We start from the raw sequence: 18567 nt of genomic DNA on the forward strand, positions 1-18567 counted from the left end.
GCTCCTTTCAGCCGTTCTGCCAATACCGTCGCTTACCGCGTTATTTTGCTCCACCTGTTGTAAGCAACGAATCCCTGCCATACTTTTCCACCTTATCGCACAATCTGCTAAGCACCTGCACCGCGTCGCCCATAATCGCTACGTCGCTCATTGTAAAAATCGGCGCTGCCGGATCGGTGTTGATAGAAATGATGTGTTTGGCATTTTTTATGCCAATGGTGTGCTGCAATGCACCGGAAATACCACACGCAATATAAAGCTCAGGCGCGACGGTCTTCCCTGTCTGGCCAACCTGTATGTCGAACGGCGCCCAACCCTCGTCTACCGCCTTTCTTGTCGCACCCACTGCGGCATCCATTTTAACTGCCAGTTTCTGCAGTATCCGAAAATTCTCCGCGCTTCCTATCCCATAACCGCCGGAAATGACAATCTCCGCTTCTCCAACGTCACGAAACACTCCTTCCTTTTCCACCGCTTTTACAAACTTTGCCTTACTGCTCTCTGCATCCAGCTCCATATCCACGCAGACAAACTGTGTATCTGCAGGCGTTTTCAAAGGGTTTACCAGTAATACATTCGGCCGTACGGACGCAAGCTGCGGACGATGGTCGGGCGATATGATAGAAGCCATGATATTGCCACCATACGTAGGCCGGATTTGCACCAGATTACGCTGCTCATCAATATCCAGGGCCGTACAGTCCGCCGTCAGCCCGACTTGCAGCCTACACGACACACGGGGCGCAAGGTCGCGTCCGTTTTCCGTTGCCGGAAAGAGGATGCCTGCCGGTTTATATTGTTTGGCAAGTTCACAGACCGCGCTGGTATAAAGCTCCGTATCATACCTTTCAAGCAGGTCGTTTTTCACAATATAAACTATGTCGCATCCTACATTGGCAACGTTCTGTTCAAAATCCTCGGGAATATCGCGGCAAAGAAGCACTGCCGAAACCTGCTCTCCCAATATATCTGCCAGCCGCTTTGCTTCGCTCAGAAGCTCAAGCGACACCTTTTGTAACTGTCCACGCTCATGGTTTATTTCCATGACCGCCCATATGCCCGCATATTCGCTGAAATCCTGTTTTTTCGCAGAAACACTGTCATTTTTGAGCGCCTGTACAGGACACGCCTTAACGCATTCCTCGCAAAAAACGCAAGTGTCGAGTACCGTGGGCAGCTTATCTCTCATTTCTATCGCGCCGAACGAGCATGCTTTCGCACACAGTCCGCAGCCGATACATTTATTTTTATCAACAACTATCATATTTCTTCTCCCTATATGTTCAAACGATATACCTGCTAAAACCGTCATATTCCATCAGCCTGTCGCTGATCGCTTCCGGCGTGCCCCGCCAGAGATCAATTTTTTCCTTTTTCTCGATTCCACCGTTTATGATCATGCGGATCCGCTCCTCTGCGGAAAGAGAATCGTCAATCGTCACATAGCTTTTTGCCCGTGCGTCGGACATCTTGATTTTTACTACCTTGGTAGGCGAACCACCATTGCCAATTTTCTGGAGATCCAAATCTAAATCCGCAACTTTCATCAACCGGACTTTCTTGTCCGTTTTTTCCGCTTTCCTCGGTCGGTTGATATCCTTTAAAACGCATACGAGCGCCGGCAGTTCCGCTTCATAAAACTCGATATTCCTGCCCACCTCGCGCTGTACTTTCAACCTACCCGCTTCCACCTGTACATCGCGCACATATGTGAACTGCGGGATGCCCAGATTTTCTGCCATAATCGGTCCCACCTGTCCCGTACATCCGTCGATGGCCTCATTGCCGCATATAATCAGGTCATAACCAAGTTTTTTTGCGACCTCGGAAAGCGTGTAGCCCGTAGCAAGTGTATCCGAACCGCCAATCAGCCGGTCCGATACAAGCACCGCCTCGTCCGCCCCCATTTTAAGGCAATATTCCAGAGTGGAGCTTGCCTGCATGGGTCCCATGGAAACGACGGTCACCTTGCCACCCAGTTCATCGCGCAGGGCAAGTGCGGTTTCCATACCGTTTTCGTCGTAGGGATTGATAATACTGGGGACGCCTTCGCGCACCAGATTATTTGTTTTGCTGTCTATTTTTACTTCGCTGGTATCCGGTACCTGCTTTACAAATACAATGATATTCATATCATGCCTCCCATCATATCCGGCGCGCCAGAACTTCGGCCTCTAAGATCGCCTGTTCTATTGCGCGCGGTGCTACGCAGTCGCCTGCGGAATATACTTCCGGCCGTTTACCTTTAAATGCCTTATAAAGACCGTTTACCGACCGGCTCTGTCCTGCAATCAATACGGTATCCAGTCCGCCAAGCCGCATTTCCTCGTGGTTATAAACATTCTCTAAAACAACGTCCCCGCCGTCAAAGCGAGCAATCGCGTGATTGGTAATGATACGCGCACCATTTTCATAAAGGCGCTTGTTGAGCAGGTATGCCTGCCCACTCTCAATATCCACTCCCACGCTCGCGGACGGTGTCACCACCGTCACCTGCGCGTTTAGCGCCTGACAGTAATCCGCTACGCCGCCGCCCTGCCAAAATCCAATATCATCGTATACCAACACGTTATTGCCGATTTTTTCTACGTTCTTGAGCGCCGTGCGTACGTCCATGACTGCCATTTCAGCCGTTTTGAGTCCCTTAAAATCGGGAATGAGCGGCGAAGAACCTGTCGCCACCACCAGCACCTCAGGATCCTCCTGCATTACCAGCGCCTCATCCACCTCTGTGTTATAGTGTACGGGAACGCCCAGTTCCTGCAGTTGTATTTTCATATAGCGGTACACTTCCTCAAGTTCGTTGCGGTAGGGGAGCTTTTCTGCAAGGCGCACCTGTCCGCCTACAACACTGTCTTTTTCGTATACCTGTACGTTATGGCCGCGCTTGGCCGCGATTTCCGCTACCTTAAGGCCCGCTACGCCCGCGCCGACGACCATAACACGTTTCTTTTCTTTCGCCTCTTCAAGAGTCCCGATGCCCAGCCGCTTTTCCCTGCTCACACCGGGATTTTGGATACATTCTACATAAATCCCGTCAACGCCTACGCAACCCTCGTTGCAGCCGATACAGTGGCGGATATCATCAAGCCGCCCTTCCATCGTTTTATTAGGCGTCTGCGGATCGCAAAGCAACTGGCGGCACATGCCAATCAAATCCGCATTACCTTCCGCAAGAATTGTTTCCGCCTGCACAGGGTCGTTGATACGCCCGAATGCCGTAATCGGAATATCTACATTTTTCTTAAGTTCCGCGCTCTCATAAATCGCCCAACCAAGCGGCAACGGCGACGGCGGAATCTGCATATACCAGCTACTGAAAGTACCCGCGTCCGTACTTAGGTAATCGACGCCTCCTTTTTCCAGAGCTTTGGCAATCTTCATCCCATATTCAAGCGAATATCCATACCATGTAAACTCGTCCACACATAACCGGATACCGATCGGATAATCCGGCCCAACCGCCTCGCGGATGGCCGCTATCACTTCCAACGGATAACGCATACGGTTTTCAAAGCTTCCGCCATATTCATCCTCCCTGCGGTTGAAAAATGGCGAGACAAAAGTACGTAAAAGCCCATCGTGCGCGATTTTCAGCTCGACTGCGTCCCATCCAAGTTCTTTTTGCCATGCAGCAGAATTCACATAATATTCCTTGATGAGCTCCATATCTTCCTTTTCAAGCTCTTTTGTATTAAAATGGCAATACGGCTCGTTCATCTGCGTCGGGGCGACCAAAAGCTGAGGAGGATTCATCAGGGTCGTGTGGCCGCCCTGATTCAGTTGAGTAATCGCTTTACATCCGTACTCGTGTACTTCGTCTGCAAGCCGTTTGAAATTATCCTTATTCCGTGGTTCAAATCCTAAAACATATTTAAAAGACATCTGACTGTTCGGATCGACATTCTGACTCACCGTTACAGCAGCCGCGCCGCCCTTGGCGCGCTCTACGTAATGCCTTACGTTCCGGTCTGAAAACAGTCCATTCTCCAGATATCCCTCGTCAAGCGCATAGCCCGTATGATGAGGCAGGAAAACAAATCTGTTTTTAAAGGTCACTTTACCCATTGTAAACGGAGACAACAGGTGTTTGAAGTCGTTTCGTGTTTCCATTGCAAGCTTTCCTTTCTATTGCATGTTTTATATATTTAAGGATGTAACTATCAAAAACACCCTTTGCTTTAAAATCTGTGCGACCTTGCGCGGCACAGCCCTATCAAAACCGCGCCGCCCGGGTCACACACAAGAAATATTCAGGAGTGTAGGTCTCATTATTTGCTGATCAGTCCGCTCTTTCTGTCCGTCGTGATAATAATGCACAATAGGAAGATAATACCCTTGATCAGTTGCTGCGTGATCGGGTCCGCCCCAATGAGGACGAGGCCGTTTGTCAGGCAGGTGAGCATCATGGCGCCGATAATAACCGCCATGTAGTTGGATCTCGCACCGCCGGATACGGAAAGCCCGCCCAAAACCAATGCGATCATTACATTTGTTTCCATCAGATTACCCGTCTGCGCCGTAGCGCTGCCCGTACGCACCAGTGCGAAAAACGCCGCTATGCCCGCGAGCGCACCCGCAATGACGAATGCCAGTATCTTGGTGCGGTCTACGTTTACGCCGGAATAAGCGGCAGCAATCTCTCCCGAACCGATTGCACGTACCTGCCGTCCCAGCTTGGTGAATCTGAACACAATGAATCCGGCTGCCACGATGGCCACTACGACGATGAATTTTCCGACCAGATTGTCGTAATCATAAATCGCATAAGGCGTCTCTGCAGGGAAGTTGCTCGTAAAGAACACGACCAAGCCACGGAAAATGAACATCGTGCACATAGTAACGATAAAGGACTGTATTTTAAATTTTGCATGCATCACGCCGTTTAAAAGGCCTATGCCCGCGCCCACACCGACCGCCGCCACGATGGCCAGCGGGATGCTGAAGCTCGATACGACCGCCGCCGCATAACACGCGAGACCCACAATCGAACCCTGCGAGAAATCGAGTGATCCCATCGTCATGACGAACATAACGCCGGCTGAACAAATAAGCAATGTAAGCGCCTGTTCTATAATCAGTTTCCAGTTGGAGCCGTCCATGGATTTTCCTTGTGTCAGTATGGTAAACAATACAATGACGATCACAAGTCCGAGGTACGGGACAGCGCTTTGTAACATCTTTTTATTCATGATGTTTCCCCCTTAGATCATGTAGTGAATAATCTTTTCTTCGGAAAGTCCCTCTTCGCGGAGCAGTTCGCCGGTGATTTCGCCGTCTTTTAACACGACCAGCCTGTCACACATACCGATCAACTCTAGGATTTCCTCGGAAATCATTACGATGGATTTACCCTGCTTCGTAAGTTCCTGCATCAGCTCGTAGATAGACGCCTTTACCATGACATCAATCCCGCGCGTCGGGCTATCCAGAACGAGAATATCCGAATCCCGCCCCAGCCATTTTGCAAGGACGACCTTTTGCTTGTTGCCGCCGGAAAGCGCCGACACAAACTGGTTGATATTCTCCATCTTTACGTTCATCTTGGTTGCATATTCGTTCGTGAATCTACGTTCCCTTTTGGGAGAAATAAATCCTTTTCTCTGGAGCTTGTCCATACTGCTCAGGCACACGTTATCAAGGATGCTGGCATTGATCATCAAGCCCTCCTGGTCTCTGTTTTTTGAAGCATATGCTACGCCGGACGCAATCGCCGTCTTAATACTGCCTATTTCCACATTCTTTTGCGGCAGGCTTACCGTACCCGTCTGATTTTCAAGCGCACCGAACATCACCTTACCCAGTTCGTGCATGCCCGATTCCGTGAGGCCGCCGATACCGAGGATTTCACCTTTGTGCAGCTCTAAATTGATATTGCTGAGTATGCCCTCCACATTGACGTCTTTGAGTGACATCACGACCTCGCCTTCGATATTGGAATGTGTGTCTTCCCTGTAATATTTTCCGGAAAGCTCACGTCCGACCATATGTTTTTTCAGATCATCCTCTGTGATTTCATCCGTCACTGGAAAGGATTTGATGTGCTCGCCGTCGCGCAGGACGGTAATAGAGTCACAAAGCTCAAGCACTTCCTGCAGGTCGTGCGAAATTACGATCACGCTGCCACCTCTATTTTTTACATGTCGAATCAACTCGTAAAGCTTTTCGCGGCCGTCGTGCGAGAGCGCCGTCGTCGTTTCATCCACAACCAGCAACTTAGGATTGAAATAAGTCGCTTTTACAAGCTCGATCATTTTTCTTTCTTCAAACGTGTAATGTACCACGTCGTCAGCCGGATTTATTTTATCAAAGCCGAAAACATCCAGGTATTCCCGCGCTTTTTTGTTCATTGCCTTGGAATCAATGACCCCGTTCCTGATGAAAAGCTCCTCGTTACCAAAGAAGATATTCTCCGCTACAGTCAGGTCTTCGATAGTGTTCATTTCCTGCACGATGATGCTGACGCCATGCCTGTTCGCGTCGAGCTGGTTTTTCGGTTCGTATTTTTGCCCTTCTAAAAACATTTCACCCGAGGTCACGGTATGGATCCCCGTGATCATATTGGTAATCGTCGATTTTCCCGAGCCGTTTTCCCCTATGAGGCCGTGGATCTCTCCCTTGTATACTTCAAAGGAAACCTGCTTTACGGCTTTGGTCGTACCAAATGTTTTGGAAAGGTCCTGAGTTCTAATCAGTACTTCTTTACTCATTCTTTTTTCCTCCTTTGCCCGCACGCAAGCGGTTATTTAACCACTTCGGCCTTTCCCTTGTTTTTGAGGCCCATAGCCGCCACAATGACCAACAGAATTACGCCGATGATCGTGTTTTGCAGCGTCGAATCCAACCCATTGGTCATAATCCCGCTGATGATCATCGCTATAATAAACTCACCGATGATAATCGAGATAACCGGATTGACATATTTCTTGAACGCCAGCCCGATAAAGCAACCCATAATCGGCGTAAAGTTCCTGGACATGCTGCTCATACCCTGTACGGGTATAACCGTTGAGCTATAACAAATCGTCAGCAACGCCGTGATCCCTGTAAAGAAACCGCAGAGAATAAATCCGATTACTTTATATTTTGAAACGTTAACGCCCATATTCTGCGCCATCGGTTCGTTCTTTCCAATTGCTTTGATATAAATACCTGTACGTGTAAATTTGATAATAAACATAGCGATCGCAAACGCGATGACCGCAATGATAATATTCCACGGCGCCTGTCCTAAAATCCGGTATTCTTCTGCCAATACATAACTGTTTCCGCCCGCCAGGTAGCTTGCAACGCATTCGTAAATAATCATTAGTCCTACCGTAGCGATAATGGACGGTATCTTAAACTTCAGATACAAAAATCCGTTTGCTACGCCTACCAACGTTCCTACCAAAATTGCGCCGATCACTAGCCCCACGAAACCAAACTGTACGGAGAGCATGCACGCTACGAGCGCGCTGAGAATGATATTTGCGCCAATACTGAAATCAAACAACCCCATCGTCAGCACGAAGTAAAAGCCGCAGGCGGCGATGGATGGCAGCAGGCATTGCTGCAACAGAATAAACAAACTTTCCGCGCTGCCAAAACGTGTGGGCTGCAAGATAAAGAACACTAAATAGGTAGCAACGAGTAAACCCAGCAGTAAAACTAAACTCTTCACTTTGTTTTTCATAAGATTTTACCTACGTTTCTCCGTTTTATTTCTTTTCCTGTGTATTTGTCCTAAGAAGAGATCGCAAAACCACATCTTCCTTTAAAACCAGTTTGCCTTTTCCCTGCCCGAGACTTTGCAGCGTCCCGGGCAGGTTCAGGCTTCTTTTTAATTGATTACTTTAATTTAAACCACGCTTATTCTTTAAGATCGGCATGTCTTTCCATAACATCCTGCAACGAGAGACTCTGGGCCGTTTCTATGAATTCATCTTTTGTCAGGGAAGGATTATGTGTAATAGAAAGCTGCTGGATTTCTTCCGCCGTGTAAGGAAGGATGTCTCCGCGGAACCATTCGTCATACTGTTTTGCTTCTTCTGCGCTCGTTACATAGATCATATCCATGGCAATCTCTACCGGTTCCTGCGCCCACTCAGCGCCTGCAACGGAGTTGTAAGCCAACATGAACGAGAAGAATGGGTCGCACCAATGACCACCAGACATAGCGTCCAGCGTACCACTTTCCATGTCTTCAATCAGCGTATCCGTGAAGTCTGTGGAAACGAGTACGATGTCGTCCGTCTTGTTTGCTTTCTGTAGCGCACTCATTGCGCCAATCAAGTTCTCACCACCGCCTCCTACAACAACCAACGCATCCATTTCCGGATAGGAAGCCAGATAGTTTTCCGTAACTTGCGTGCCTTGCTCGCCTGTCGCTACTTCCCATGTTTCGGCAACAACATTGATACCGAATTCTTCAAAAGCTTTCATGTAGCCCTCATATCTTGTTTCTGCCGTGAGGTCGCCGTGGTTGTAGTTGATGATGCCAACATTTTTGCAGCCTTTGTCGTTGACAATCTTGCCCATGTTGTAACCAACCTGCATTTCGTCCTCATGTACCTGTCCGCCATAATACGGGGATGAGAACGCTGCGTCTTTCACCTCTTCTTCATTCAGCGTACGGAAGAACTGGAATACCTTGCCATCGTACTGCTCGGCAACCTTCAGCGCTTTAGGGATCTGGCCTTCAGCTGTATTGCACACAATGACCGCGTCGCATCCACTTGCGAACAGGTTCTCGATACCGGTAACAACCTTTTCATCCTCAAAATCGTTTGCTGCGTATTCAACGTCACAGTCAAGCGCTTCTGCCGCAGAATCGATCATCCTTTTCAAATCCTGCGCAAGAGGCATTGTGTAATTGAAAAAATTAACGCCGATTTTGATTCTTTCACCGTCCGCTTTGGGTGCAACACTATCTTTTGCTGCCTCTACTGTAGCCGACGCATCGTTTGACGCTACTGGCGCAGAGCTTTCGGATGTAGGGGACGAGCACCCTACTATCATCGTTCCCAGTAATGCAACACACATTACGACTAACAAAACTTTTTTTAACATGATCTTTCTCCTTTTCCTTTTGTATCTTTATTTTGCCTTTCGGGCAAACTATTTTAAAAATGGTAAACAAAATACACCGGCAGCGTCCCTCCTCTTTTTTAGACGCCTACCATATAGGCATTCATTTCAATTTTCTCTTATGAATTCTCAGTAAAGAATTTTATTTCTTTTCGCTATATGTAATTTAACATTTTACAATACATGTGTCAACGGATTTTCCGCCATTTCAACACAAACTTGTATTATAAAACATTGTTTTCGAGCACAAACTTGTATTATTATTTCTTTTTTTTACATTTTTATTAAAAAATAGAGAGTTTTTTAGTAAAAACAATAATAAGTTGTACCAAAGCTGTTATTATTTTTCTTGTGTAATCTGTGTATGCTCATCTTTTATCAACAGCATGTATTCAGCCGTAAACTTCTCTGAAAAATATGTCTTTTTTCCGTCTTCTATATTGTTTTATTGAAAACTTGTATTTATTTTGCCGTTTTTATATAAACACGTTTCTCCTTACGAACTACGGAGATCGGCGTATGTCATCGGTCATGACAAAATTTAATAATTCTTATTCATTTAAAGGATTTTCATGCCGACAATCTGAAAACTGCACGTTTCAGCGACAATTGTATTTTCAAAAGCCACCGACGGCGCTCCCGCATTCGCTCTTACATTGATTTTATCGTATACCTTACCTGTGAGATCGTCCAAAACATTGCCCTCGCTGTCGCATTTCACGATGTACGTAGCACCGTCATGCGCGTATACCGCTACCATGGATACGCTTTCATACCACCTCATCACTGTTCTTCGCCTATTTTTTTGTCGAGCACAACCAGAACTTGCAGTGCCATACGCACTACCGCACAGTACACAGCACTTCCCCTTGTCGAGTACCGATAGTGTCGCCTATACGTCGCATAAGGAGGCGTCGGATGCCACAGACAATAACACAATGAACGCGCACGGGAATGCTTAGCTGTGGAAACCGCTCGATTTTGCTCCATACCAAATTTTCTCTACTTTTTTATCCATAACTAACAGGATTTCCCCCTCAAGTTCCCTCAAGTTTTTTAGTCTATTCTGTTTTTTAAAAGCACATTTTTTTAGTCCGCATAACCTCAAACTATTTTTAGCATATATGCATTATTTTGACAAAAACTATTTTGAAAAAAGTACATGTCTCCGTCCACTCAATTCTTTCCAAAAATCAAATCATCTTTTCTCTTATTTTCCCTATACCTGCCCGTCTCCAGTTTTCCTAAATGATGCGACAGTCATTTTGAAACATGAGAACCATTTTACAGCTTTATAAAAGTACTTTTTGTACCCATAACATTTCTTGAGTAAAATAAAAAAGAGTGTTTAGATGCATGTTTTACAAATAAACACTCTTTGAATGTTTGGTCTGATTTTAGGAATAATTATTTAAATGATTCCCAAAAGTGAGTTGGAAATCAAAGGCCAGCCTGCTCCATAACTTCCTTCTGGAAATCGTCCTGCCGCTTTTCAAGGCCTTCGCCCATTTCATAACGGGTGAAACGGCGGATAGAGATTTTTTCACCAATCGTAGCGACCTGATCGTTTACCAACTCCTGAACCGTTCTGTCAGGATCTTTTACAAACGGCTGATCGAGCAGGCAAATTTCTTTCTTGAACTTTTTGATTCTGCCCTCTACCATTTTTTCTACTACATTTGCCGGCTTTCCTTCGTTGAGCGCCTGCGCGGTAAGAATCTCTTTTTCTTTTTCAAGAACTGCCGGATCGATCTCCTCCTCCGACACATACATCGGATTTGCTGCCGCGATATGCATTGCAACATCTTTTACGAAAGCCTGAAACGCATCCGTCTTCGCAACAAAATCCGTCTCGCAGTTTACTTCCACCAGAACGCCGATTTTTCCACCCATGTGAATATAGGAGCCGACGATACCTTCTGCTGCAATTCTTCCGGCTTTCTTTACTGCTGCCGCAAGTCCCTTTTCCCGCAGCAGTTCACTTGCTTTTTCCATATCTCCATTTGCTTCCTGCAGGGCCTTTTTGCAATCCATCATGCCCGCACCGGAACGCTCGCGCAGCGTCTTTACATCACTTGCCGAAACCATCTGTCAATTACCTCCGCTTACTTAGTTTTCTTCTACTGTCGTTGCTTCTGCTTCAGGAAGAATCTCCTGTGCGATTTCTTCCGCGATCTCCTCTGCAGCAGCTGCCTCTTCCTCTGCTTCCGTCAATACTTCCGCAGCTTCCACAGCTTCTTCCTCCATCTGTTCTCCCTGTTTGCCTTCCAGAACAGCGTCCGCCATTTTAGAGGTGATGAGCTTGACCGCGCGGATCGCATCGTCATTGCCCGGGATCGGATAATCTACTTCATCAGGGTCACAGTTCGTATCAACAATTGCAACGACCGGAATCCCCAGATTTCTTGCTTCTGCGATTGCGATATGCTCTTTTCTCGGATCGACGACGAACAATGCCCCCGGCAGGTCTTTCATCTCGCGGATACCACCGAGGTTTTTCAGAAGCTTTTCCTTCTCATGCATCAACTGGATAACTTCTTTTTTGGGCAGCAGATCCATGTCGCCATTCTGCTCCATCTCTTCGATCTTGTTCAGACGCGCCACGCGGCTTTTGATCGTTTTGAAATTCGTAAGCATTCCGCCAAGCCAGCGGTTAGAAACATAGAACATACCGCAGCGCTTTGCTTCCGCCTCGATCGATTCCTGCGCCTGCTTTTTCGTTCCCACAAAAAGAACCGTTTTATTATCCATTGCAATGTCGCGCACGAAATAATAAGCTTTTTCGACTTCTTTTACTGTTTTCTGAAGATCGATGATGTAGATGCCGTTCCGCTCCGTAAAGATAAAACGTTTCATCTTCGGATTCCAACGGCGCGTTTGATGACCAAAGTGTACTCCAGCTTCAAGAAGCTGTTTCATAGAAATAACTGACATAATAAATTTACCTCCTCGTTTTATGCCTCCCCAAGCTTCTTATCCGGCATGACCTTACAGGCACGAGTGCCGGGATCCGCATTGGGTGCGTTATCGGATGATATTATACCACATCTATTTGCACAATTGCAATAGAATTATCTTCTTCCCTGCAGTTCTCCGAACAGTTCCGTTAAAGTAAGACCTTTTTCGTTCATCAGCACCAGCAAATGGTATATCAAATCGGCCGCCTCGTAACGAAGCTCGGAAGTACCGGGATTTTTAGACGCTATGATCACTTCCGCACTTTCCTCTCCGATTTTTTTCAAAATCTTATCGATTCCTTTTTCAAAAAGGTAATTGGTATAGGAGCCTTCTTTCGGGTTGACTTTTCTGTCCGCAATCAGATCATAAAGCTCATAGAGCATCGAAGCGTTTGCTATCTTCGCATTTTCCTGTACCATATTGAAAAAGCACGAATATTCCCCTGTATGGCATGCGCCCCCGGTCTGCTCTACTTTCAGCAGTACACAGTCCCCGTCACAGTCAAGACTGACACTGACGATTTTCTGTACGTTGCCCGATGTCTCCCCTTTTTTCCATAATTTTTGCCTTGAACGGGAATAATAGTGCGCATATCCGGTCTCCAGCGTTTTATCAAACGCCTCTTTGTTCATATAGGCCTGCATCAATACTGCGCCTGTGCGCGCTTCCTGCGCGATCGCCGGCACTAATCCTTTTTCGTCAAATTTGATTTCCATTATCACACGCTCCTTACCGCAATTCCATTTTGCTTTAAATAATCCTTTACTTGCTTGATCGACAACTGTTTATAATGAAACAAAGACGCTGCGAGTACCGCACTGGCATCCGCTTCGCGAATCACCTCTGCAAAATCTTCCAGCTTTCCTGCTCCGCCTGATGCAATCACCGGCACTCCTACATTTTCACAGACCATTTTCGTCAATTCGATATTATAGCCCGCTTTTGTTCCATCCGCATCCATACTGGTGAGCAAAATCTCTCCCGCGCCGCGTTGCACTGCTTCTTTTGCCCACTCGACAGCATCTTTTCCGGTGTTTACTCTGCCGCCGTTGAGATATACTTCATATTTACCGCCGTTTTTCTTTGCATCGATTGCCACAACGACGCACTGGCTTCCAAAACGTGCCGCCGCATCATTTATCAGCTCCGGTGTTTTCAGCGCTGTCGAATTGATCGATATCTTGTCCGCACCCGCTTTCAGGATGCGCCTGAAATCATCTACCGTCCGAATGCCGCCCCCTACCGTAAGTGGGATAAATACCTGCTCCGCTGTTCGTGCGACAACATCCTCCATGATCCCCCGGTCATCCGAGGACGCGGTGATATCGAGGAATGTGATCTCGTCTGCACCTTGCGCGTTATAGGCTTTCGCGATCTCCACCGGGTCTCCCGCATCCTTTAGGTCAACAAAATTGACCCCTTTTACGACTCGGCCCGCATGGACATCGAGGCAAGGAATGATTCGCCGTGTCAGCATCTACTTAGCCGCCTTCATTGCATCCTGCAGGGTGAAAGCGCCGTCGTAAAGCGCACGCCCTACAATGCATCCGCTCGCTCCGGTTGCACGTACCTTTCGAATATCCTCCAAGCTGCTGATCCCTCCCGAGGCGATTAGATTCATCCATGTTTTTTTCACGATCAATTCCGTTTTCTCCAAATTCGGCCCTTCCATCATGCCGTCTTTCGAGATGTCCGTATAAATAATATTATCTACCCCACGCTGATGCATCTCGCTTGCCAGCTTTACCGGGTCGATCCCTGAGCTTTCCGCCCATCCTTTGATTGCAACGTTCCCATCTTTCGCGTCGATCCCCACTGCGATCCGATCTTTATACCGGCCAACGGCCCACTCGACAAGCTCCGGCTCCTCTACCGCGACCGTGCCGAGTATCACACGCGAGATCCCCGCATCATCAAGACGGACTCGGATATCTTCTTTTGTTCGTACACCTCCGCCCATTTGAACAGGTATTTTGATAGATTGTACCAATTTTGTAATGATATCCTGATTCACAAAGGTACCGGAAAATGCAGCGTCAAGATCGACGACATGGAGATAATATGCCCCTTCGTCTTCCCAACGCTTAGCCATATCGATCGGGTCGCCGTATTCCGTAGACCTTGTGAGCTCTCCCTGCATCAAACGTACACACTTTCCATCCCGAATATCGATCGCAGGATAAATTTTCATGACTTCAAACCTCCAAAATTCTTCAGCATAGCAAGCCCCGTTTCTCCACTCTTTTCCGGATGAAACTGCAGCCCGAATAGATTCCCTTTTCTTACCGCCGAAACGAATGGATAGCCATATTCTGTTTTTGCTATCACATTTTCCTCCGGCACCATTGCAGCATGATAGGAATGCACAAAATAAACGTATTTTACTTCTCCGCTATTGCAAAAAAGCGGATTTGTGATTGCTTCCAGCGAATTCCAGCCCATGTGCGGAACACGCATATCAGGCAATTTGAACGGTCTTACCTCTCCTTCTATCAAGCCGAGCGCCTTGTATTCGCCGTTTTCATAGCTTTTATCGAATAACAGCTGCATTCCAAGGCAGATACCCAAAAACGGTTTCCCGCTCTCTGCCTGCTTTATGAGCTCATCGGTCAGGCCGCGTTTCTCAAGGTGTATCAGTGCGTCGGCAATCGCCCCCACCCCCGGCAAAACAATATGGTCCGCATCCCGTAAGGCCTGTTTATTATCTGTAACATGCACATCGAAGCCGAGGTATTCAAATGCTTTCTCAACGCTCCGCAAATTGCCCATACCGTAATCAACGACTGCTATCATAATATGCCTTTCGTGGAAAATACGCCTTTGATTTGCGGATCTAATGACACCGCTTCCCGAAGCGCCTGCCCGAATGCTTTAAAAAATGCTTCCAGAATATGATGCGTATTCTTCCCATATTGCATATTTAAATGGAGCGTTAACCCCGCATTGACGGCAACCGCCCGGAAAAATTCCTCGCATAATTCTGCGTCAAAGTCTCCGACTTTATTTTGCCGCAATTCTGCCTGATACGCCAGAAAAGGACGTCCGCTGATGTCGAGGCTCACCATGACGAGCGTTTCATCCATCGGTACAAATTTTGTAGCATAGCGCCGGATCCCTTCCTTGTTTCCTAAAGCGTTCCTTATCGCCTCGCCAAGCGCGATCCCACAATCCTCCACCGTATGGTGCGCATCCACTTGGATATCGCCTGCACAAGACAAATTCAAATCGATCATCGCATGTTTAGAAAAAAGAGAAAGCATATGATCAAAAAAACCGACCCTCGTATTGACCGAGTAAACGCCGGAGCCGTCGAGCGCCAGTTCCACGCTGATATTCGTTTCATTCGTTTTTCTTCTAACCGTGCCTTTTCTCTCCATCTTTTACCCCCTCAGTCCTCAAAACGAATTGCCGCCGAACGCGCATGAGCTTCCAGCCCCTCCGCTTTTGCGAATGTCTGGACTTTGCGGTACACTTTTTCAAATTCTTCCCGGGAATAGTATATCACACTGGATTTCTTTTGAAAATCGTCCACATTCAACGGAGAGGAAAAACGCGCCGTACCATTTGTTGGCAGCACATGGTTCGTGCCTGCGAAATAATCGCCTAACGGCTCAGGCGCAAATTCCCCCAGAAAAATAGAGCCTGCATTCTGTATTTTAGGAAGAAGAGCCTGCGGATCTCCCGTACAGATTTCCAGATGCTCCGGCGCGATATGATTCGCCGCTTCCACTGCCTGCTCTATCGTGTCTGCAACGATGATCGTTCCGTAATTCTCAAGCGACTTCATGACGATCTCTTTTTTAGGCAGAGTTTCTGCCTGCCGCAGGATCTCTGTGCGGACCTCATGCGCTTTTTGCTCGCTTACCGTGACAAGCACGCAGGCTGCCAGTTCATCATGCTCCGCCTGTGAAAGAAAATCAGCCGCAATAAAACGTTCATTCGCGGTTTCGTCCGCAAGGATAAGCACCTCGGACGGCCCTGCGATCATATCGATCCCAGCTTGTCCATAAACGCTTTTTTTAGCTAACGCTACATAAATATTACCCGGTCCGGTGATTTTATCCATGCATGGTATACTCTCTGTTCCATAGGCAAAAGCTGCAATTGCCTGTGCGCCCCCCATTTTATAGATACGGTGCGCACCCGCTATTTTCGCTGCAGCGACCGTTACGGGATCGATTTTTCCCCCCTGTGCCGGCGTAGCCACAAAAATATTTTTTACCCCGGCGCATTTCGCCGGAATAATGTTCATCAGCACACTCGACGGATAGGCAGCTTTTCCTCCGGGCACATAGACGCCTGCATATTCTACCGGTATATACAACTGTCCTATATATTTTCCATCCTGCTCAATAAACCAGTTCTCTCTTCTCTGGCGCTTGTGAAATTCCTCAATATTTACGGCTGCCTCCCGCATGATTGCGAGAAGCTCAGGCTCTACCATACGAAAAGCTTCTTCAAGCTCCGCTTCCGTCACAAGGAGATTTTTTTCATTGACATCAAAGCCATCAAATTTCCGGATATAGGAAAACAGTGCCCTATTACCATTCTCCCGAATATCTTGAAGAATTTCATCTACGATCTTTTGCTGCTGCGAGTAATCTGTATTAGCGCGTTCCATAAGACGCCTTTTTATTTTTTCTGTTTCCTGTGCGGAAAGTATAGGCAGCATATCACATATCCTCCAATGCTTTCTTCATCTTCCCGATCAGCGGCTGTATCTTTTCCGCTTTCGTTTTCAGGCTCACTTGGTTGACTACGAGACGTGCGCTGATATCGCATACCTCTTCCAGAACGGTAAGTCCATTTTCGCGAATCGTCGTCCCGCTTTCTACAATATCTACGATCACATCAGAAAGGTCGAGGATCGGCGCCAGCTCGATGCTCCCATTCAGCTTAATGATCTCTATGCCCTCTCCTTTTTCGTCATAATACATTTTTGCGATGCGCGGATACTTTGTGGCGACTCGCGTGATATTGGAAGTGATCCTTTCTTTCTGATGAGGATATCCGGCGACACATATTTTACATTTTCCGCACTTCAGATCAAGCATTTCATATAACGGCAGTCCTTCCTCGAGGAGCGTATCCTTTCCGGCAATACCGATATCAGCTACACCGCGGTAGACGTAGACCGGAACATCCGAGGGCTTTACTAAGACGAACTTCATTTCATTTTTTTTGTCGCAAATCACTAACTTGCGCGTATCCCCGCGTAATTCAGACACATCGATCCCACATTTTTCAAAAAGATCGACCGCAAATTTTGCAAGTCTTCCTTTTGCGAGCGCTACTGTGAGTTCCATATTACGCCTCCTTCTTAAAATCTATAGTCTCAAACAGAACGGGGTCGTAGTTGTTTTCATCACTTAATTCCAACAATGCCCGCTTTCCGCTTTCGCGCAATTTCTGTACATACGAAAACGCGGCAGCCATGTGCTTCCTATCTGTCCGTACCACAAGCGTTTTTCCGGAAAGCTTCGGCAGCTTTCCCTGCCGCTCAAGTACTACAAGCAGTTCCTTTACACCAAGTGCAAATCCGGTCGCCGGAGCATCGGCATCGAATTCGCGCAGCAATTCATCATAACGTCCGCCGGACAAGATCGGCGTTCCGATCCCATCTGAAATCCCCCGGAAGATGATTCCCGAATAATAGTTAAAATTATTCAATATCCCAAAATCGATAGAAATATATTTCTCATATCCGAATCCACATAAAATATCATAAACTTCCCTTATATTTTCTACTGCGGCGCGGCACTCGTCATTCTCAGCAAGGAGGTCCGCCCTCTCAAGCGCCTCGGGTCCGCCGAAAAGGCTTCCGAGTTCAAGAAGTGCCGTTTTTTTCTCCGTGTCTATATTGAGCCGTGAAAGTTCATATTCCAGCTCCACATTGTTTTTAGCATCTACAAGCGCACGGATACGTTCTGTTTGCTCATCATCAAGACCACATCCCGCAAGCAGACCTTTGAAGTAGGCCACTTGTCCGAGCTCTATCTTAAAACCGTCAAATCCTATTTTCAGCAGAGTTCCGATCGCGAGCGCAATCACCTCAGCATCTGCATCTGCGCCTTTCTTTCCAATCATTTCAACGCCCGCCTGCGTAAATTCCGTTTTTCCCGCAATGCCCCGGTTCAAAAATCCAAATGCATTCTGAATATAACATAGACGGAATACTTTTCCCTCGCTTAATAATTTTGTCGCCGTCATGCGTGCGATCGGGCCCGTAAGATCGGGGCGGAGCGCCAGTATCCTACCCTGCTGGTCAAAAAACTTCATCATATTTTCCTGCACGTAGGGAACAGAATCATGCATAAAAACTTCATAATATTCGAAAGACGGCGTCTCGATCTCCTGATAGCCGCTTACCAAAAAATTATCTCTTATTTCATTTTCTATCTTACGCTTTGCAGCGCACTCTTCCGGCAAATAATCCCATGCGCCGGCCGGCACCTGCTTTTTTAATTTTTCTGTCATAGCCCTCTCCTTGATATTTTAGCGTAGTAAATCGATATCACATTACTATAATAATCCATCCCG

The 18567-nt window shown here is 47.1% G+C and carries 18 protein-coding genes; all 18 read right to left on the reverse strand.

The window, feature by feature from the left end; all coding sequences use genetic code 11:
- Positions 1–40 precede the first annotated feature (40 nt).
- Complete coding sequence (locus PUP29_RS02335) at positions 41–1264, reverse strand: electron transfer flavoprotein subunit alpha (protein ID WP_353423752.1); 1224 nt, start codon at positions 1262–1264, stop codon at positions 41–43.
- Positions 1265–1283: 19 nt separating this feature from the next.
- Positions 1284–2132 carry an electron transfer flavoprotein subunit beta/FixA family protein gene (locus tag PUP29_RS02340; RefSeq protein WP_079547429.1) on the reverse strand — a complete coding sequence of 283 codons (849 nt, stop codon included), beginning with the start codon at positions 2130–2132 and terminating at the stop codon, positions 1284–1286.
- Positions 2133–2145: 13 nt separating this feature from the next.
- Positions 2146–4113: an FAD-dependent oxidoreductase gene (locus tag PUP29_RS02345; RefSeq protein WP_353423753.1), complete on the reverse strand. Its 1968-nt coding sequence runs from the start codon at positions 4111–4113 to the stop codon at positions 2146–2148.
- A 158-nt stretch (positions 4114–4271) separates the two neighbouring features.
- Positions 4272–5192 carry an ABC transporter permease gene (locus PUP29_RS02350; protein ID WP_079547427.1) on the reverse strand — a complete coding sequence of 307 codons (921 nt, stop codon included), beginning with the start codon at positions 5190–5192 and terminating at the stop codon, positions 4272–4274.
- Positions 5193–5204: 12 nt separating this feature from the next.
- Positions 5205–6710, reverse strand: coding sequence for a sugar ABC transporter ATP-binding protein (locus PUP29_RS02355; protein ID WP_079547426.1), 1506 nt, complete (start codon positions 6708–6710; stop codon positions 5205–5207).
- A 32-nt stretch (positions 6711–6742) separates the two neighbouring features.
- Positions 6743–7675: an ABC transporter permease gene (locus tag PUP29_RS02360; protein ID WP_079547425.1), complete on the reverse strand. Its 933-nt coding sequence runs from the start codon at positions 7673–7675 to the stop codon at positions 6743–6745.
- 176 nt (positions 7676–7851) lie between these two features.
- A complete protein-coding gene (locus tag PUP29_RS02365) occupies positions 7852–9051 on the reverse strand; it encodes a sugar ABC transporter substrate-binding protein (RefSeq protein ID WP_353423756.1) in 1200 nt (399 codons plus the stop codon).
- Between the two features lie 577 nt (positions 9052–9628).
- Positions 9629–9853 (reverse strand): hypothetical protein, encoded by a 225-nt coding sequence (locus tag PUP29_RS02370; protein ID WP_079547423.1) that lies wholly within the window; start codon positions 9851–9853, stop codon positions 9629–9631.
- A 656-nt stretch (positions 9854–10509) separates the two neighbouring features.
- Positions 10510–11157, reverse strand: coding sequence for a translation elongation factor Ts (gene tsf / locus PUP29_RS02375; RefSeq protein ID WP_079547422.1), 648 nt, complete (start codon positions 11155–11157; stop codon positions 10510–10512).
- A 21-nt stretch (positions 11158–11178) separates the two neighbouring features.
- Entirely contained in the window at positions 11179–12003 is an 825-nt protein-coding gene (rpsB, locus tag PUP29_RS02380; protein WP_079547421.1) for a 30S ribosomal protein S2, read from the reverse strand.
- A gap of 137 nt (positions 12004–12140) precedes the next feature.
- Positions 12141–12743: a bifunctional phosphoribosyl-AMP cyclohydrolase/phosphoribosyl-ATP diphosphatase HisIE gene (gene hisIE / locus PUP29_RS02385; RefSeq protein ID WP_079547420.1), complete on the reverse strand. Its 603-nt coding sequence runs from the start codon at positions 12741–12743 to the stop codon at positions 12141–12143.
- A gap of 2 nt (positions 12744–12745) precedes the next feature.
- Positions 12746–13504, reverse strand: a complete 759-nt coding sequence (hisF, locus tag PUP29_RS02390; protein ID WP_079547419.1) for an imidazole glycerol phosphate synthase subunit HisF — start codon at positions 13502–13504, stop codon at positions 12746–12748.
- Complete coding sequence (hisA, locus tag PUP29_RS02395; protein ID WP_079547418.1) at positions 13505–14218, reverse strand: 1-(5-phosphoribosyl)-5-[(5-phosphoribosylamino)methylideneamino]imidazole-4-carboxamide isomerase; 714 nt, start codon at positions 14216–14218, stop codon at positions 13505–13507.
- Positions 14215–14820: an imidazole glycerol phosphate synthase subunit HisH gene (hisH, locus tag PUP29_RS02400; RefSeq protein ID WP_353423758.1), complete on the reverse strand. Its 606-nt coding sequence runs from the start codon at positions 14818–14820 to the stop codon at positions 14215–14217. The genes hisA and hisH overlap by 4 nt, the downstream gene beginning before the upstream one ends.
- Complete coding sequence (hisB, locus tag PUP29_RS02405; RefSeq protein ID WP_353423759.1) at positions 14817–15404, reverse strand: imidazoleglycerol-phosphate dehydratase HisB; 588 nt, start codon at positions 15402–15404, stop codon at positions 14817–14819. Before hisB ends, hisH begins: the two co-directional genes overlap by 4 nt.
- A gap of 11 nt (positions 15405–15415) precedes the next feature.
- The gene (hisD, locus tag PUP29_RS02410; protein ID WP_079547415.1) at positions 15416–16699 is read right to left on the reverse strand and encodes a histidinol dehydrogenase; all 1284 of its coding nucleotides are present in this window, start codon (positions 16697–16699) and stop codon (positions 15416–15418) included.
- 1 nt (position 16700) lies between these two features.
- Complete coding sequence (gene hisG / locus PUP29_RS02415; RefSeq protein WP_079547414.1) at positions 16701–17333, reverse strand: ATP phosphoribosyltransferase; 633 nt, start codon at positions 17331–17333, stop codon at positions 16701–16703.
- A 1-nt stretch (position 17334) separates the two neighbouring features.
- On the reverse strand, positions 17335–18504 hold the full coding sequence (gene hisZ, locus PUP29_RS02420; RefSeq protein ID WP_079547413.1) for an ATP phosphoribosyltransferase regulatory subunit: 1170 nt from the start codon (positions 18502–18504) through the stop codon (positions 17335–17337).
- Positions 18505–18567: the final 63 nt, after the last annotated feature.

Origin of the sequence: Christensenella massiliensis, from assembly GCF_040409835.1 — a bacterium.
GTDB lineage: Bacteria > Bacillota > Clostridia > Christensenellales > Christensenellaceae > Christensenella > Christensenella massiliensis.

Bases quoted from the DNA above. Each gene is read 5' to 3' on its own strand.
- hisZ (WP_079547413.1), bottom strand. From the start codon at position 18,504: ATGACAGAAAAATTAAAAAAGCAGGTGCCGGCCGGCGCATGGGATTAT.
- tsf (WP_079547422.1), bottom strand. From the start codon at position 11,157: ATGGTTTCGGCAAGTGATGTAAAGACGCTGCGCGAGCGTTCCGGTGCG.
- rpsB (WP_079547421.1), bottom strand. From the start codon at position 12,003: ATGTCAGTTATTTCTATGAAACAGCTTCTTGAAGCTGGAGTACACTTT.
- PUP29_RS02335 (WP_353423752.1), bottom strand. From the start codon at position 1,264: ATGATAGTTGTTGATAAAAATAAATGTATCGGCTGCGGACTGTGTGCG.
- PUP29_RS02340 (WP_079547429.1), bottom strand. From the start codon at position 2,132: ATGAATATCATTGTATTTGTAAAGCAGGTACCGGATACCAGCGAAGTA.
- hisA (WP_079547418.1), bottom strand. From the start codon at position 14,218: ATGAAAATTTATCCTGCGATCGATATTCGGGATGGAAAGTGTGTACGT.
- hisIE (WP_079547420.1), bottom strand. From the start codon at position 12,743: ATGGAAATCAAATTTGACGAAAAAGGATTAGTGCCGGCGATCGCGCAG.
- hisH (WP_353423758.1), bottom strand. From the start codon at position 14,820: ATGATAGCAGTCGTTGATTACGGTATGGGCAATTTGCGGAGCGTTGAG.
- PUP29_RS02355 (WP_079547426.1), bottom strand. From the start codon at position 6,710: ATGAGTAAAGAAGTACTGATTAGAACTCAGGACCTTTCCAAAACATTT.
- PUP29_RS02350 (WP_079547427.1), bottom strand. From the start codon at position 5,192: ATGAATAAAAAGATGTTACAAAGCGCTGTCCCGTACCTCGGACTTGTG.
- hisF (WP_079547419.1), bottom strand. From the start codon at position 13,504: ATGCTGACACGGCGAATCATTCCTTGCCTCGATGTCCATGCGGGCCGA.
- PUP29_RS02365 (WP_353423756.1), bottom strand. From the start codon at position 9,051: ATGTTAAAAAAAGTTTTGTTAGTCGTAATGTGTGTTGCATTACTGGGA.
- hisG (WP_079547414.1), bottom strand. From the start codon at position 17,333: ATGGAACTCACAGTAGCGCTCGCAAAAGGAAGACTTGCAAAATTTGCG.
- PUP29_RS02370 (WP_079547423.1), bottom strand. From the start codon at position 9,853: ATGAGGTGGTATGAAAGCGTATCCATGGTAGCGGTATACGCGCATGAC.
- PUP29_RS02360 (WP_079547425.1), bottom strand. From the start codon at position 7,675: ATGAAAAACAAAGTGAAGAGTTTAGTTTTACTGCTGGGTTTACTCGTT.
- PUP29_RS02345 (WP_353423753.1), bottom strand. From the start codon at position 4,113: ATGGAAACACGAAACGACTTCAAACACCTGTTGTCTCCGTTTACAATG.
- hisB (WP_353423759.1), bottom strand. From the start codon at position 15,404: ATGGAGAGAAAAGGCACGGTTAGAAGAAAAACGAATGAAACGAATATC.
- hisD (WP_079547415.1), bottom strand. From the start codon at position 16,699: ATGCTGCCTATACTTTCCGCACAGGAAACAGAAAAAATAAAAAGGCGT.